12 protein-coding genes are annotated in these 16,159 nt (G+C 45.7%); 4 read left to right on the forward strand and 8 right to left on the reverse strand.

Features of this window, described 5'->3' with window-relative positions; translation table 11 throughout:
- Positions 1-8: 8 nt before the first annotated feature.
- Genes GJU87_RS20235 through nadB form a run of 4 tightly spaced genes read right to left on the reverse strand, consistent with a single transcriptional unit; the run spans position 9 to position 4,452 of the window.
- On the reverse strand, positions 9-1,292 hold the full coding sequence (locus GJU87_RS20235) for a hypothetical protein (RefSeq protein ID WP_153641125.1): 1,284 nt from the start codon (positions 1,290-1,292) through the stop codon (positions 9-11).
- Positions 1,276-2,010 carry a type III pantothenate kinase gene (locus GJU87_RS20240; protein ID WP_194831597.1) on the reverse strand — a complete coding sequence of 245 codons (735 nt, stop codon included), beginning with the start codon at positions 2,008-2,010 and terminating at the stop codon, positions 1,276-1,278. Before GJU87_RS20240 ends, GJU87_RS20235 begins: the two co-directional genes overlap by 17 nt.
- Before the next feature lie 8 nt (positions 2,011-2,018).
- Positions 2,019-2,870: a carboxylating nicotinate-nucleotide diphosphorylase gene (gene nadC, locus GJU87_RS20245; RefSeq protein ID WP_153641127.1), complete on the reverse strand. Its 852-nt coding sequence runs from the start codon at positions 2,868-2,870 to the stop codon at positions 2,019-2,021.
- A gap of 1 nt (position 2,871) precedes the next feature.
- Complete coding sequence (nadB, locus tag GJU87_RS20250) at positions 2,872-4,452, reverse strand: L-aspartate oxidase (protein WP_153641128.1); 1,581 nt, start codon at positions 4,450-4,452, stop codon at positions 2,872-2,874.
- A 553-nt stretch (positions 4,453-5,005) separates the two neighbouring features.
- Between nadB and GJU87_RS20255 the strand changes: the two genes are divergently transcribed.
- From GJU87_RS20255 to GJU87_RS20265, 3 genes are all read left to right on the forward strand, one after another.
- The gene (locus GJU87_RS20255; RefSeq protein ID WP_153641129.1) at positions 5,006-6,142 is read left to right on the forward strand and encodes an efflux RND transporter periplasmic adaptor subunit; all 1,137 of its coding nucleotides are present in this window, start codon (positions 5,006-5,008) and stop codon (positions 6,140-6,142) included.
- A 110-nt stretch (positions 6,143-6,252) separates the two neighbouring features.
- Positions 6,253-9,531: an efflux RND transporter permease subunit gene (locus GJU87_RS20260; protein ID WP_153641130.1), complete on the forward strand. Its 3,279-nt coding sequence runs from the start codon at positions 6,253-6,255 to the stop codon at positions 9,529-9,531.
- Positions 9,532-9,556: 25 nt separating this feature from the next.
- Complete coding sequence (locus tag GJU87_RS20265) at positions 9,557-10,891, forward strand: TolC family protein (RefSeq protein WP_153641131.1); 1,335 nt, start codon at positions 9,557-9,559, stop codon at positions 10,889-10,891.
- Positions 10,892-10,945: 54 nt separating this feature from the next.
- Here the strand turns inward: GJU87_RS20265 and GJU87_RS20270 are convergent, their stop codons facing one another.
- From GJU87_RS20270 to GJU87_RS20280, 3 genes are all read right to left on the reverse strand, one after another.
- A complete protein-coding gene (locus GJU87_RS20270; RefSeq protein WP_153641132.1) occupies positions 10,946-11,173 on the reverse strand; it encodes an OST-HTH/LOTUS domain-containing protein in 228 nt (75 codons plus the stop codon).
- A gap of 112 nt (positions 11,174-11,285) precedes the next feature.
- Positions 11,286-11,975 (reverse strand): response regulator transcription factor, encoded by a 690-nt coding sequence (locus GJU87_RS20275; protein ID WP_153641133.1) that lies wholly within the window; start codon positions 11,973-11,975, stop codon positions 11,286-11,288.
- Positions 11,968-13,590, reverse strand: a complete 1,623-nt coding sequence (locus tag GJU87_RS20280) for a sensor histidine kinase KdpD (RefSeq protein WP_153641134.1) — start codon at positions 13,588-13,590, stop codon at positions 11,968-11,970. The genes GJU87_RS20275 and GJU87_RS20280 overlap by 8 nt, the downstream gene beginning before the upstream one ends.
- Positions 13,591-13,743: 153 nt before the next feature.
- On the opposite strand from GJU87_RS20280, the gene GJU87_RS20285 reads away from it, so the two are divergent.
- The gene (locus GJU87_RS20285) at positions 13,744-14,484 is read left to right on the forward strand and encodes a hypothetical protein (RefSeq protein ID WP_153641135.1); all 741 of its coding nucleotides are present in this window, start codon (positions 13,744-13,746) and stop codon (positions 14,482-14,484) included.
- Between the two features lie 89 nt (positions 14,485-14,573).
- Here the strand turns inward: GJU87_RS20285 and GJU87_RS20290 are convergent, their stop codons facing one another.
- On the reverse strand, positions 14,574-16,067 hold the full coding sequence (locus GJU87_RS20290; protein ID WP_153641136.1) for a Gfo/Idh/MocA family protein: 1,494 nt from the start codon (positions 16,065-16,067) through the stop codon (positions 14,574-14,576).
- Between the last annotated feature and the right edge of the window lie 92 nt (positions 16,068-16,159).

Here is a 16,159-nt window from a genome sequence, read left to right on the forward strand (position 1 = left end):
TGTAATTGTTAATCGAATTTACGTTTAATAAACCACCGTTCGTTAAGCAAGAAATGCAAAGTCAGTTTTGCATAGTCTTCTTTCAACAAGTTATTGCTCGTCGTTCCTAATCTTCCGAATTCAGCTGAAAGGTTCAGGGTAGACCGGGAACGGCTCAGTGGTAAACCTATACCAAAGGTCATGCCATAACTGTTAATCTGCGTCCCGTTGAGGTAAAGATAGGAATTCTCGTAAAACATTCCCATGCGATAATAGGCTCTATTCCAGTAGCTTCTGATGGAATACTGATTCGGGTTCCATTCAACACCAGCTGAATAACGATTCCTGTCGGTTAAGTAGGACGGCGTTTGCCCGAATACAGTGGCCTGCGACCACGACTGGTGATAATAATCGGCACCCAACGTGATTTTATTCTTGATAACATAAGAAACTCCGGCTCCATATGTTACGGGTAATTTCGTTAGTTGTGAACGATCCTCGATATGGGTAAGTGTATCGGTGATTTGATTGGATGTTCCGCGGAAAAGGGCTTTTTCCTGGTGAAGCGTATATTTTGACTGGTATTTCTGAGAAGGCTCAAAAGTACCTCCCACTACCCATTGGTTATTGCTCTTGGTTTTGAAATGATATTGTACTCCGAGATTGAAACCATAGTCGTGAATCATCAGACTTTTAACTTCAGAGTAATCGTACATATTCGGGTCCGTAAGGTAATTTCGGTAAATATTGTCGCTTAAGGTTCCAAACAGGTACCATGCGTTAAAGCCTAACGAAAAATTTGGAGAAAGATTAAAACCATTTCCCCAGAATACTTTAGTAAGGGTTCCTTTGCCGTTGAAATCTGTTGCAATCTGATTGCCTTCAACCTCGGAAGTGAGATTAACCTGGTAGCCTTTGTCGGAATAAGGCATGATACCCAATACGGTCGCCCACCAGTGCGTAATCGGAAATGAGATGTCAATGTTGCTTAAGTTGGTATTGTTATCACCGTTTTTACTCGTCGCTGATTTGAATTCAGTATGGCGCGAACTAAGTCCAAAGTCCATTAGGAAGGTCATACTATCAATGGCGGTGTACGAAGCCGGGTTGGCCGTATTAATCTGATCGGAAAAACGTGTTCCAATTCCAATCCCGCCCATGGCAGAGGAGCGTCCCTGCCCGTAATCACGCAGTTTTCCCAATCCGTACCTTGAATACGGAGAGCTGGTGTCATTATTTTGTTGTGCCATTGCGGCAACAGAGGTTACAAATACAACAACAACCGTAGCTACTATTCTAATCGTTTTTGACATTATATTCGAGGATTCGGTTCAACCCCAGCAGGGTAATTTCAAATTTTACAAAGATGGAACTTTTTAACTTTTTATCAAAGAATTCAGCATCGCCCCCAGTCATAATTATTCTTAAATCCGGCCAGCTGGATTTCACCTTGTTAATCACGCTTTCCACTTCCGAAATAATGCCGGTTTGCACTCCGCTGTGAATGGCTTCTTCGGTTGTTGTGCCGATATCGGGCCATTGGTCTGTTGGCGCGAGTAGCGGAAGGCGCCCTGTGAAATGGTGTAACGAACGGAACCGGGTTCGGAGGCCCGGTGAGATATTTCCGCCCAGGAAGCCTTTCTCCTTGTCAACTACATCGTAGGTAATAGCGGTTCCTGCATCAATTATGAGCAGGTTCTTGCCGGGGAAAAGGCCAGTCGCACCTACGGCTGCAGCCAAACGGTCGAGACCGAGTGTTGCTTTTGACCCGTAATTGTTCTTGATTGGGACAGGCGTTGTCGCTGAAAGTTCCAAAAAATAAGAGAACTCCGTTTGCAGGAGTTGAAGTAGCGCTGAATCATGTTGGGTTACCGACGAAAGAATAGCTTTGTCCAACTGCGAGTACTTGGTTTTCAACCGAGAAATCACTTCGCGGTCAACCTCTTCCAGTTGAATAATTTCAACCAATCGATCCAGGTCAAACACGGCCAGTTTGGTGCGACTATTTCCTATGTCGATTACCAGATTCAACAGGAGCTTTATTTTTGATTTACATCTATATTCATACTAATATCCAGTGCGGTTACACTGTGGGTCAGGGCTCCGATGGAAATAAAATCGACTCCGGTAGCGGCAACTCCTTTCAGCCGTTCCAGTGTCATGTTACCAGAAGCCTCCACCTTGGCCCGGCCATTGACCAGTTCCACAGCAAGCTTCATGGTTTCATTGTCCATGTTGTCCAGCATGATGATGTCGGCACCGGCGGCAATGGCTTCTTCCACTTCTTCGAGATTAGTGGTTTCGACCTCTATTTTAATATGGTCTGAAATGGTTGGCCTGATGGCTTCAACTGCTTTGGTAATACCTCCGGCTACTTTGATATGATTGTCTTTAATCATCACCATGTCGTATAAACCAATGCGGTGATTGGTGCCGCCACCCATTTTTACAGCGTATTTATCCAGTAACCTGAGTCCGGGAACTGTTTTCCGGGTATCGAGAATTTCGGTCTTGTATTCTTCCACGACTTTTACGTACCTGGATGTTTCGGTAGCAATTCCGCTCATTCGTTGCAGGAAATTAAGTGCGAGCCTTTCTCCGGTCAACAGGGCACGAAAAGAACCTTTAACCTGAACGAGTACATCGCCTTTCTTCACAAAACTGCCATCCTCGATATAAGTAGTCCATTCAATGTCCGGATTCAGTTTACGGAATACCCTTTCAGCAACAGGAAGTCCGGCAACCACACCATCCGCTTTGGCTGTCATGGTAGCTGTCGTCTGCGTTTCTCCCGGTATCACTGTGTTTGTGGTAATATCACCGTCACCGATATCCTCTTTCAGCGCATAGTCAATGATGGGATCGATGACGTCAAAATTCAGTATACTCATTTCACTTTTTTATTCTTACAGGTTCGTATTGAATATCTTTTCCTAATTGCTGAATGATGTGTTTTGCCTGCTCTGCTACTTCTTCCGGGTGATCTTCACGAATGTGACCACCTCTGCTCTCTTTTCTCAGGATTGCCGATTGAATGATTAACCGGCAGATGTCTGTCAGATTCCTAATCTTATGGTGATTGTAGTCATTCGACGGTCTATCGTATTTCGACGACAATTGGTTGACCTCTTCAAGAGCTGACTTCAGTCCTTCGTGGTTGCGCAAAATGCCTACTTGCGAATTCATTAAATCAGCCAGCTCATTTTTCGCCGAAAGGAATTCCTTGTCTGTTTCCTTGTTCAGGAAGATGGGGGCCGGCTCTTCTGTTGTTTTGATTTCCTGCAAATTTCTTCGTGCTTTTTCGATGGCTCTCTTTCCATAGACGAGACATTCGAGAAGAGAGTTGCTTGCCAACCGATTTGCCCCCATTACACCGGTTGAAGCGACCTCGCCACACGCATATAAACCGGGCATACTGGTTTGTCCCCACAAATCGGTGCGAATGCCGCCAACCATATAATGAGCAGCCGGTGCTACCGGAATTAAATCACGGGTCATATCGATTCCCAATTTGGTGAGGTGGGCATCGATGGACTGGAACCGGTTGCGGATGTATTCAGCATCGAGATGTTTGAGGCTCAAATAAACATAGGAGGAACCTGTCTTTTTCATCTGCCGGAAGATGGCCGCTGCTACGACATCGCGTGGAGCCAGTTCGGCCAACGGATGTATTCCTTCCATAAACCGTTCGCCATTCACATCGAGTAGTCTGGCACCTTCGCCACGAACCGCTTCACTTACCAGGAAGGCGTCTTCTCCCGGTAGGGAAAGTGCAGACGGATGAAACTGGATAAACTCCATATCGGCCATCTTTATGCCGGCACGCCATGCCAATGCGATTCCGTCTCCGGTGGCTGTATGTGGATTGGTTGAGCGGGTGTAAAGGCGGGACAATCCGCCTGTAGCCATTACAGTAGCTTTCCCTTTAAAGAGAATATTCTCGCCACTAATGAACTGCAAAGTCTGTACTCCGAGGCAATGATTTTCGTCGACCAAAATGCGAACAGCTGCCGTGTAGTCGAAAGTGGAAATGTTTTTCTTCTCGAGGACTTTTTTCAGCATGAAGCTGGTCATCATCTTTCCGGTGGCATCACCACCGGCATGCAAAATTCTCCGGTGTGTGTGACCTCCTTCCAAACCAAGAAATAATTCGCCGCTTTCATCGTGGTCGAATTCCATCCCACAGGAAATGATCTCTTGGATGCACTGTTGGCCTTCTTTGACCAAAATGTCCACGGCGTCGTGGTCGCAAAGGCCTCTGCCGGCGGTTAGCGTGTCCCGAAAATGGTTCTCGGGGCGGTCGTCTTTGTCAATGGCTACAGCAATTCCTCCCTGAGCGTGATATGAATTGCTCACATCCAGCTCTGATTTGGAAATTAAAGCAACAGTTCCATGGTTCGCAGCATGATAAGCGGAGATTAATCCGGCCAATCCACTGCCAATAATAACAAAATCAAATTCAAGGGTCTTCATGCAATTGCTTTAAGGTCATCCAAATCAATGCCCGACAAAAATAACATTTCTACAACAGTTTTAAACCAATGCGTCTTTTTTGTATCCAAGCAGGGAATAAAAAGCAAACCTTCTCTCTCTCTCCCTATCAACACATGAAGTGGGCCGGGGGTTTGTTTTTTGGCAACGAACAACAGTTATTAGGGGTTTAAAACACTACATTTGCAATTGAAATAACCAGACTAAATTGTAGCAATTTGTCTCCCGTATGTTTTCGCATTCTGCAGACTCTCCAATACCGAGAGAGATTCAGTTGCGATTGTTGATGAAGAAGTTGGAGTCGTCGGCTTGCTTTTCCGTTTTTGACCAGTCGCTAAAAGCTCCTTCTCTGAATAGTTGTTTTTCTGTGAATCCGAATACCGGTCCGGCGTTCGGTGTATTTTTTCATTATAACCTGTAACTGAAACAGCTCAGGTTATACTGATACGTAGCCGCCGGAAGGCTTGCTTGTTTTTCTGTAAGAATAGAAACTAACGATTGTAACTGAATTAAATTCCTCATAATCAAATTAACCATGTCGAAGAGAAGAATAATAATTGTCAGCGTTGGCCTGATTGTACTTTTGGGCTTTTCGTTTGTCCTGATGCAGGTTTTGGTGGGAATGAAACCAGAACCTCCGAGAAAAGCCGAAGAAGTTGTGAAAAGATTTGTGAAGGCTAAACCGGTTGCCTACCACACGGTTACTGCTTCGGTGAAAGCACCGGGACGGGTACTGGCAACAAAGGAAGTGATGTTGGTTGCCGAAGCTTCGGGGCGGATTGAACCGGGCGAAGTAGTCTTGAAGAAAGGAGCCCGTTTTAGCAAAGGACAGAAACTATTGAATATCTATAAAGATGAGGCTGAGATGGCACTGCGTTCGCGAAAATCTCAATTCCTGAACAGCCTGGCCAATATGCTTCCGGATATTAAAATTGACTATCCTGATTTTTATGGTCAATTCCAGCAGTTTTTCTCATCCGTTCGCCTGGATCGCGATTTGCCCAATCTGCCTACCGTGACTATCGGAAATAATGAGCAGTTAAAAGTTTTTCTGGCCAGCCGGAATATTCTGAGCGATTACTATTCCATTAAGAAAGATGAGATGGCATTGAAGCGTTACACGCTGTATGCTCCGTTCGACGGAACATTTACACAGGTGAATTTTGAAGCGGGCGCTTTCGTGAACATGGGGACACAGCTGGCAAAGATGATCAGTACCAGCAACCTGGAGGTTGAAGTACCGGTGGAAAACCGACAGAGCGAATGGATTAAGGTGGGCTCTCCGGCCATTATTCACTCAGCAAGTCGCAATAAAAACTGGCAGGGACACGTGGTTCGCAAAGCGGATTTTGTCGCTCCCAGTACACAGTCGAGGAGCATCTTTGTAAAGGTCGATCCGGATAACGCTCGCGATGTTCTTTCGGGCGAATACCTGGATGTGGAATTCAAAGGACAGGAAATTCCCGATGCCATGGAGATTCAGCGAAGCGCCGTGTTCAATTCCAATATTGTTTTCACGGTAGTGGACGGGCGCTTAAAAAAGGAACCTATCAACCTGATTAAGTACAACGAGGAGACAATTGTGTTCAACGGCTTGGAGCCGGGAACCGAACTCGTGGTGGAACCATTAATTAATGCGAAGGAAAAAACCGAGGTAGAGATTATCAGGTAAACACCAAAGCTGAACCTGTTATTCATTGAAACGAGTCGACGCAACTATTTCAATACAGCTAACCGCTTGCGACGGCGCGTTTCATGTGAGCCTAATTAATTTGTAAGCACATGAAAAAACTTGTATCACAATTTGTCAAGTTTCCGTTTTATGCCAACCTAATCATAGCATCACTTCTTTTGGCCGGTGGTATCAGTATCATGACCATGAAGAAGTCTTTCTTTCCCGAAGTAAAGTCCCGTTACATCTATGTCACGGTGTTTTATCCCGGGGCATCACCGCTGGAAATGGAAGAGGGCGTGACCACCCGGATCGAGGAAGCCATTCGGGGTATTGTTGGTATTAAAGAAACCACTTCCACCTCGTCGGAGAACATGACCAGTGTACGTATTGAAACCACAGGTGAATACGATATCGATGAAACATTGATGGAGGTAAAAAACGCCGTTGATGGTATTTCATCTTTTCCAACGGCGGCCGAACGCCCGATTGTCTATAAGCAGCGGACGACCAGTATGGCCCTTTTTATGTCCCTTTCGGGAGATGTCGATTTGATGACTCTAAAAGAGTACGGACAAAGGGTTGAGGAGGATTTTCTGAATTCCGGAATTATCAGTCAGGTGTCCCTGTCGGGGTATCCATCTCCTGAAATTTCGGTAGAGGTTGACGAGGATAATCTCGTTCGCTACGGTATTACCTTCGACCAGATTATGCAAGCCATTTCGGCCAACAACCGGGATATATCAGGAGGACAAATTCGGTCAGAAGAAGAAGATATTCTGATCCGGTTGCGGTCGCGAAGTGCCGATCCCGATAAAATCGGAAACATTATTTTGCGGGGAACGCCGGATGGAGGATACATCCGAATTCGAGACGTGGCAACAGTAAAAAAACAGTTTGCCGATGTTCCGCAGAAGTCGCTGAAAAAAGGAAAGCCGGTTGTTTCACTTCGGGTCAGTAAGCTGAACTCGGAAGACCTGGAAGAGATTACCCAGTATTGCGAGGACTACGCAAAAAGTTTCAATGCCCGGAATAACGGAGTGGAAATGTCAGTCGAATTTTCGTTCCTCGATTTGTTGAGAAGTCGTTTGGACCTGTTGCTTTATAACGGAATGACCGGACTGATCATGGTTATTATTTCACTGGCGCTTTTCCTTAACTTCCGTTTGTCACTCTGGGTAGCCTGGGGAATTCCTTCATCCTTCCTGGCTATGTTTATCGTTGCCAATCAGATTGGCGTGACCATGAACATGATTTCCCTTTTCGGGATGATCCTGGTAATTGGTATTTTGGTGGATGATGGAATTGTAATCGGGGAAAATATCTACCAGCACTTCGAGCGAGGGAAGTCTCCCATGCGATCGGCGGTCGACGGAACAATGGAGGTAATGCCGGCGGTTGTCACATCGGTAACAACCACCATTGTTGCTTTTATGCCGCTTCTTTTTCTGAGAAACCAAATGGAGCAGATGCGCGAAATGGCAGTCGTCGTTATTCTGAGTCTTTTGTTCTCGTTACTGGAAGCTTTTTTCGTACTTCCGGCTCACCTTTCCAATCCAAGGGTCCTTAATCCGAGAGCGATAACCAACGAGAGTCGAGGTTTGAAAAAGTACCTGGAGAATGCCATTCGTTGGCTCCGTGATCGGGTTTATCAACGAGCTCTGAAATGGATTCTGCATTATCGGTACCTGATGTTGGGCGTGCCTGTTGCACTGTTCTTGATTACCATCGGGTTATTGGGTTCAGGAAAAATCAGAACCACGATATTCCCGGCAATGGAGTTCGATAGTTTCGAGATAAACATAGCGTTTACACCAGGTTCAGGTGAGAAACAGACGATGGCTTATTTGAAGAAATTTGAAAAAGCCGTCTGGGAAGTAAACGATGACATGCTGAAAGAGTATCCTCATGCTTTTGATGATGTCAAACCGACCCTGTGGAGCAAACTCACCGGAAATAAAATTGATACAGCTCACACTTTCATCGATCATACCTTCGTCAATCTTGGCTCGGCCTTCGATGGACTGGAAAGTGGGGCTCATGCCGGACAGGTTTCGGTTTTCCCGCGAAACCTGGAGGGAACCGGAATCAGTTCATACGAAATCATCAACCGTGTCCGGGAAAAAATCGGACAAGTTCCGGAGGCGGAGAAAATGACGGTCGCAGGAAGGGTAATGTTCGGGAAACCGGTTTCATTATCCTTATTGGGAAGGAATATTGACGAATTGGAACAGGCCCGCGATTTCATGTTCGAAAAGTTGGGCGACATGCCGCAGCTCAAGGATATTGTCGACAACAATGCCATGGGTAAGCAGGAGATTCGATTAAAGTTGAAACCGAAAGCCTATTTGTTAGGACTCAACGAAATGACCATTGCCAACCAGGTTCGCCAGGGATTTTACGGCGGTCAGGCACAGCGCTTGCAGGAAGGCCGTGACGAATTGCGTATTTGGGTGCGTTTCCCAAGGAAAGATCGGGAGAAAATTGGTCAGTTGGAAAACATGAAGATCATGACGCCTCAGGGCGAATATCCGTTGAATGAGCTGGCAACCTATAAAATGAAGCGTGGACCGGTTGCCATCAAGCGGTACAATGGCATGCGCGAAATTCGGGTGGAAGCAGATGTGGTAGACCGGAACGCATCGGTAACAGACATCCTCAATCAGGTGGAGAACGAGATTTTGCCGGAATTGAAAGCGAAATTCCCAGGTGTTAGAATGGTGGCGCAAGGACAGCAACGGGAAGGACGAGAAGCGATGCAGGTTATTTTCCTGTATTACGGAATAGCCTTTTTCATCATCGTCATGATTCTGATGATTCATTTTAAATCTTTCGAGCAGCCACTTCTGGTGTTAGCTATGATTCCGATGTCGTTGCTCGGTGCAGTTTGGGGACACGGAATTGTCGGGAAACCAGTATCCATGTTATCGATGTGGGGAATGGTAGCCCTGTCGGGGGTAATCATCAACGATGCGGTCGTCTTCCTGTCGCGGTATAACGATTTGTTGTTGCAAAAATTTCCCGTGAAGGAAGCCATCATTGAGGCCGGTAAATCGAGGTTACGTCCGATTTTGCTGACGACCATTACGACTACCGTAGGATTGTATCCGTTGATTCTGGAAAAGAGTTTTCAGGCACAGTTCCTGATTCCGATGGCAATTTCGCTGGCGTATGGTGTAGCTATTGGAACCTTCTTTATTCTGATTTTCTTTCCGGCTTTGATTCTTATTCTGAATGACCTGCGCGTTGCACGGTATCATTTGTGGAATGGAGTGAAACCGGAGCGGGAAGAAGTGGAAATTGCGCTTATTCACAGTCAGCGACGTATTGACGGAGAAGATGAAGCACCGGATGTGAATAAAGTGGTCGGTGACCTCGAATTAGAGTAATCATTAATTAGTTTGACGTTTCAACATGAAAATGAACATACACAAATACACAGTTGGTTTACTTTTCCTGCTTTTTTTTCCGCAGATATTATTGGCGCAGGTAAAGGATACTCTGAGTCTGACCGGTGCCATTCAGATTGCCCTGGAAAAGAACTACGATATCCGACTCATTAAAGGTGACCAGCAAATTGCCGCGTTGCGCAATCGCTGGGGCACTGCGGGACGCTACCCAACGATTAGCTTCAGTGCCAATTCCCTTAATCAGCAGAACAATAACGAGCAGGATGATTATACGCAGAATACGCTTAGCGGCGGTGTTGCGCTCAATTGGGTCTTGTTCAACGGTTTTACGGTTAATATTTCCAAAGCCCGGTTGGGTGATTTAGAACAACTGTCAGCTGGTAATACAGCAGTGGTGGTCGAAGGGACCATCCAGTCGATTATTTTGGGTTACTACAGAGTATTGTTGGCCCGGAGACAGTTGGATGTGCTGAAAAGTGTCATGAAGCTATCGGAAGACCGGTATAACTACGAAAAAACAAAACAGGAAATCGGGAGTTCGGTGACCTTCGACGTGTTGCAGGCGCAAAATGCTTATCTGGTCGACAAAGCCAATTACATGAGCCAGGAGGTGGCTTATCGCAGTGCTTTGCGCGATTTGAATTACCTGATGGGAGTGGAAGCGCAGAAAACCTGGAATCTGACAGACAAGTTCGAACCGGACACAAAAGCTTATCAATTGGGCGATCTGGAAGAAAAGATGTTGAGCGATAACAATACCCTGAAAAATCAATTCCTGAACCAGTCATTGCTGGAACGCGAAGTGGCACTTGCCAAAGCCGGGTATTTCCCGAGATTATCGCTTAGCAGCGGAATCGACGGAAACCACAACCGGAGGAATTACGATGCGCAGGGAGAAAGCACATCCAATTCGTGGAGTTACTATGGTAACCTGACCCTAAGCTACAACCTGTACAATGGCGGAGTGCGTCACCGGGCATTGCAGATTGCCAAAATCAACCAGGATTTGGGACAGATTGATGTCGAATCGCTGAAACACAGTTTGGTTAACCAGCTGCTTAATTTGTACGAATATTACAATGTGCGCAACGAGTTGATGACGGTAGCGAACGAAGCACTCGACGCGGCTAAACTGAATATGCAGATTGCCGGCGAAAAGTTTCGGAACGGTGCCATCAATTCGTTTAACTATCGTGATGTGCAGCTTATATATGCCAATGCAGCACTGAGTCAGTTACAGGCCGTTTACAATCTGATTGAGTCGGATGTTTCACTGATGAGAATTACCGGTGGAATTATTTCGGAATACGGCGAAACAGAGGGGGCGCAGTCTAACTAAAAGGCTGTTGGCATAAAAGAACAAACCCGGCTGTTGTCAGCCGGGTTTGTTCTTTTATGTTTGATTTATCAGCCGAGCATAAACCACAGGAGGTTGCCGGCTTTCATCAATACGGGTCTCAACTAGTTCGGGGAACCGGGATATGAATTTGGACAATTTGCCATACTTAATGCCTTTCTCTCTCAGGACTCCTCCGATTTCTGCCAAATTTGCCCATCCGTCTTCGTTGGTACAGGCTGTTATGGCTTCCGTTAAAGCTTTTTCATTTTCAACGTTTTCCATGTTTTATGATATTAAATCCGACTAATTACACGTAACGTGACGAATGATTAATAATGATAGAATAGCATAAAACGCTGTGACAAAGTTAATGTATTTTCAGTAAAAGAAATACCTATTCGTCCGTAATAATGAACCCACTTCCGTGAATGTTTTTGATTTCGATAGCCGGATCGTCTTTCAGGTATTTCCTTAATTTCGTGATAAATACATCCATGCTGCGGGTGGTAAAGTAACCATCTTCTCCCCAAATTCGCTTTAACGCTACTTCTCTTGGAAGGAGTTGATTCTTGTGTTCACAAAGCAGATGAAGCAACGCCGATTCTTTGGGCGACAATTGGCGAATGTCCCCGTTAAGTTCGATCGTTCTTAAATGTGGATCGAAGTGGTACTGGCCAACCATCAATATCTGGTCCGGATCATTCATTCGGTCAGTTCCCCTTTTCAGGATGGCCTCGATTTTACAGAGCAGTACTTCTGTATCGAACGGTTTGGTGATGTAATCGTCGGCCCCGATTTTGTACCCGTTGAGGATGTCTTCTTTGAGCGCCTTGGCGGTTAGATATATCATGGGCACTTTGGGAGAAAGGGTGCGAATCTCCCGACCAATGGAAAAACCATCAACGTTGGGCAGCATCACATCGAGGATGCAAAGCTGATAATCGCCGCTGTGAAACTTTTCGACGGCGTACTTCCCGTCGTCCACCCAGGTCACGTAGTAGTTGTTGATTTCCAGGTAGGATTTCAGAACGGCTCCGAAACTTAGATCGTCTTCAACGAAAAATATGTGTTTTTTCTCATCCATTTTCCAGCGTATAAGGAATGAAAATGACGAAGCGGCTGCCTTTGCCGGCTTCACTGTGAACTGTAATGGTTCCCTTGTTGGCATCGATAACAGCTTTTACGTAGCTGAGCCCCAGACCAAAACCTTTGGTGTTGTGAATATTTCCGGTAGGTTGCCGGTAAAAGCGCTCGAATATTTTTGCCTGAACAGCGCGGTTCATTCCAATACCGTGATCTTCTACCGTTATGGAAATCCCTTTGCTGACCGAGGAGGTTCGTAAAACGATCTCCGGTTTATCTGCTGAATATTTAACGGCATTATCCAGCAGGTTGTATATCACATTGGTGAAATGTGTTGCGTCCGTCATCACCACCGGATTGGAAGCTTCCAGGTAGGTGTCAATCTGTCCCTTGCGTTTTTCAATTTGCAGGGAAATACTCTGGATCGCTTTTTCAATCAGTTCGTGTGCGTTGACTGCTTCGAAGTGATAATCGCCGTTATTGCGATCCATGCGGGCAATCTGGAGGATTTTTTCCACCTGTGAGTTCATCCTCCGGTTTTCTTTCTTAATCATTCCGGCGAAATAACGCACCTTTTCTTCCTCTGAAATCACTTTTTCATTCACAATAGAGTCAGCTGCAACCCCGATGGTCGCAATGGGCGTTTTAAACTCGTGGGTCATGTTGTTAATAAAGTCCGATTTCATCTCCGAAATTTTCTTCTGTCGCAAAATAAACAGGATACTCAGGGTAAAAGTCAGCAAGATGACGATAGTAAAGAGGAGTGAAAGCCCCAGCAGCCAAAACATGTTCCGTCCCACAAATGAGTCTTTATCGGGAAAGAAAACATTCAATTTGAGGTTTTGCCTGAACACATCGTAGGGGAATAATCCCGTTTGATAGGTTTGCGCATTTTCCGGGATGACATTTTCAGGTAAATCGCCGCCAATCACGCTGTCATTGGCCATGACCACGAAATGGAAATCAATGGGAATATCCTTTCGTTCAAATTCTTCTTTCAGTACATGATGGATTTGTTTCATGTCCAGATCACGACCTGCATGCCAATCCTTGATTTCAACCACCATTTGTTTGGCCAGATTTTTAAGTTGTTTCGCCTTGTCTTCAATTCGTTTTTCAAACTCAGGAAGAAGCACCATCGAATCCTTTACAATAATTCTGGCCAGATTGCTGTCCTGTATACTTTTCTTTAATTGTTTTTGCGTGATAAACTGGATCAGGCTGTCGTTTACATGGGTTTTGTGTAAGGTTATAATCGAATCCCGCTTCGATGTAAACACCTGAATTTCATTCTCAATTTTGTTCATCTTCGGATTAACCTTTATCCGGTAACTGGTTGTCCCCTGCACATGAAATTTAACCGGCGGCGGAGGAGGTGGCGGTGGATCGGGAGTCCATTGCAGTGAATCGTTGAAAAAGTATTGGTTGACTATCGGATAATCCTGCATGGTTTGCAACCGCTTCGAAGCGCTGGTTAAAGCTTCATTCACCGAACGGTCGAAAAGCTCATTGCGGACCTTGGCCGCACTGTGAAACCAATAATACTGTACGGCAACAATTCCTAGCAGGGAGATTCCCATTAATACAACCAAACCGATAAATCGCTTCTTGTTCATAACGTAAAGATAGTCAATATCTGCAGCCGAAATTTGGCTTTAACTTTTCCTTAACTGTTTTTCACAAGGCATTAACCGGCTATTCGTCAGTCTGTTCGTAATTTTGATTGTGAAAGATGTATCAACAAGTGCCATTCACTAATAACCATAGATATGAAAAGGAAATTGATGTTTTTACCAACCGGAGCAGCCGTGATTTTGATTCTTTCTGCTTTTACTTTTAGTGCGTCTGCTCCAATGCCGGAGGAGGCGTTTCAACCGCAGAAGAAAGAAGTTACCCGCCATGTAACGATTAAGGTGGACGAAAACGGAAAAACAGCTAAGCTGGACACGGTTTTCACCGGAATGACGGATGAAGAAATCCAACAGGAGGTCGACAAATTCATGCAGGAGCATGATGTGGCGCAAAAGGAATTCAATGTGCAGATGAAATTTTTTGCCGATTCGATGAAATCGATGATGAAACCCCGAATCGATTCGCTGAGAAAGGAAATAATCATCATGCAGAAAAGTATGCCGAAGTCTCACATTCGGGTATTCCATGACAAGGCATTGAGAGATTCCTTGCTTCAATACCGGGTCGAAGTTGTTGAAGGAGATTCGATGAAGGTGTTTGTGCATAAAGGAAAAAATGACAGCGATGTCATCGTTTGGAATGGGGAAATTAGCATCCCAGCGGTTCCTCCTATGCCAAAACTCCCGCCTATGCCACCGAAAGTGATGATGCATGGTTTTCATTTCGACCGTTATTCTTTCGATTCAGGCGATAAGAATGTTATTTCTTACCAGCGGAAGAAGCTGAGTAACGGACGGGAGAAGATTACCATTATCCGCAAAGTTCCAACGGATGAGAAGGTGCAGGAGTTTGAATTTCAATCGAAAGAAACGAAGTAACAGTAATAGCTAAATTGCCTAATGCGAAAAAAGGGGTAACCAATCGGTTGCCCCTTTCTTTTCATAACCTATAAATCAATCAATGCAGATTAAGCAGGCATATCAGGTAGTGTAAAACCTTCGCGATACGTGTGCTTAATCAATTCATTGGCAAAAGCTTTTGCGTTCATCGGATCCGTCCATACCCTGTTGAAGGTCGGGTCACCATCTTTAATGGTGAAATTATCTTCAACGCAGATGCGCAATGAGTCGGTATCACCTATGTTTGTGAATTGCATATTGGCGCCATCCCAATCCAGTTCCTTGTTCAGTCCCTGCAAACGAACGGCGAGTACGCCCATCACAACCATTTCGTTGAATGGTCCGGCTTCGCTGAACGGTGAGGAAGGTTGAACCCGGTTTTCGGGACTTTCTTTGCAGGCGCGAATCCAATCCTGTTCGTGACCGCCTTGCATCGCATTCTCTACGCGGCGAAGCGTTTTCGGAACGTTGGGTGTCCTTCCCGAGAGCAACCACGGGTCTTTTCCGTAACAGCCACAAACCAGTTTATCTTTGGTTCCGTGGAAAATCACACCACCGCCGGCATCATTCATGTTCTTGCCTTCCGGCCAACCTTCCGGCTTCTTCGGTTGGAGACCGCCGTCGTACCAGGTAACTTCCACTTCTGGAAGGTTCATTTTCACACCTTTTTGTTTTTCCCTTTCGGGGAAAGTTAGATTGACCATTTGCGCATTCGGTGCACAATCCGTCAACAACAGAGTGGAACTTCCCTGTGCTTTGGTCGGGTATCCGAGTTTCAGTCCCATAAATACCGGGTGCAAAACGTGGCAGGCCATGTCACCCAGCGCACCGGTTCCGAAATCCCACCATCCGCGCCAGTTCCATGGCGTGTAAATGGAATTGTATTCGCGGAAAGCAGCCGGGCCGATAAAAAGATCCCAATCCAGCGTATCCGGAACAGGCATTACCTCTTTGGGACGGTTTAGCCCTTGTGGCCAAATAGGCCGGTCAGTGAAAGCTTCCACTTTGGTGATATCACCTATTTCTCCGTTCCACATCCATTCGCAAGCCTGGCGAACGCCTTCGCCTGACGAACCCTGGTTACCCATCTGGGTCGCAACTTTGTATTTATCGGCCAGCTTGGTTAGCAGACGAGACTCGTAAACCGAGTGAGTTAGCGGTTTTTGCACGTAAACATGTTTGCCCAATGTGATGGCGTGCGCAGCAGCAGCAGCGTGTGAATGGTCGGCGGTAGCCACCAGAACAGCATCAAACTGATCGCTCATTTCATCGTACATCTTGCGCCAGTCCTTATAACGCTTGGCGTTAGGGAAATAATCAAAAACCCGTTTACTGTACCCCCAGTCGACATCGCAGAGAGCTACGATATTCTCGGTTTCCATGTTCTTCAGGTTGGCAAAACCCATTCCGCCGATTCCTACAGCAGCAATGTTCAGTTTGTCACTTGGTGCTTTGTGTCCAAGTCCTGCGATGGTGTTCGAGGGAAGGATGGTTATCCCTGCAGCAGCGGCAGCGGATGTTCCCAAAAATCTCCGACGGGAGACATTATTCTTTCGATCCATAAATCTGGTTAATTAATTGGTTATAACTAGGATTTCTAAATTTATTTTTATTTACCGGTTTCTACAAAAATTTTAAATTGTATTTCATACAA

It is taken from the genome of Prolixibacter sp. NT017 (genome assembly GCF_009617875.1).
Lineage (GTDB): Bacteria > Bacteroidota > Bacteroidia > Bacteroidales > Prolixibacteraceae > Prolixibacter.

What these genes read in the sequence shown, in the direction of transcription:
- GJU87_RS20235 (WP_153641125.1), bottom strand. Translation starts at nt 1,292, where the DNA reads ATGTCAAAAACGATTAGAATAGTAGCTACGGTTGTTGTTGTATTTGTA.
- nadC (WP_153641127.1), bottom strand. Translation starts at nt 2,870, where the DNA reads ATGAGTATACTGAATTTTGACGTCATCGATCCCATCATTGACTATGCG.
- nadB (WP_153641128.1), bottom strand. Translation starts at nt 4,452, where the DNA reads ATGAAGACCCTTGAATTTGATTTTGTTATTATTGGCAGTGGATTGGCC.
- GJU87_RS20255 (WP_153641129.1), top strand. Translation starts at nt 5,006, where the DNA reads ATGTCGAAGAGAAGAATAATAATTGTCAGCGTTGGCCTGATTGTACTT.
- GJU87_RS20260 (WP_153641130.1), top strand. Translation starts at nt 6,253, where the DNA reads ATGAAAAAACTTGTATCACAATTTGTCAAGTTTCCGTTTTATGCCAAC.
- GJU87_RS20265 (WP_153641131.1), top strand. Translation starts at nt 9,557, where the DNA reads ATGAAAATGAACATACACAAATACACAGTTGGTTTACTTTTCCTGCTT.
- GJU87_RS20270 (WP_153641132.1), bottom strand. Translation starts at nt 11,173, where the DNA reads ATGGAAAACGTTGAAAATGAAAAAGCTTTAACGGAAGCCATAACAGCC.
- GJU87_RS20275 (WP_153641133.1), bottom strand. Translation starts at nt 11,975, where the DNA reads ATGGATGAGAAAAAACACATATTTTTCGTTGAAGACGATCTAAGTTTC.
- GJU87_RS20280 (WP_153641134.1), bottom strand. Translation starts at nt 13,590, where the DNA reads ATGAACAAGAAGCGATTTATCGGTTTGGTTGTATTAATGGGAATCTCC.
- GJU87_RS20285 (WP_153641135.1), top strand. Translation starts at nt 13,744, where the DNA reads ATGAAAAGGAAATTGATGTTTTTACCAACCGGAGCAGCCGTGATTTTG.
- GJU87_RS20290 (WP_153641136.1), bottom strand. Translation starts at nt 16,067, where the DNA reads ATGGATCGAAAGAATAATGTCTCCCGTCGGAGATTTTTGGGAACATCC.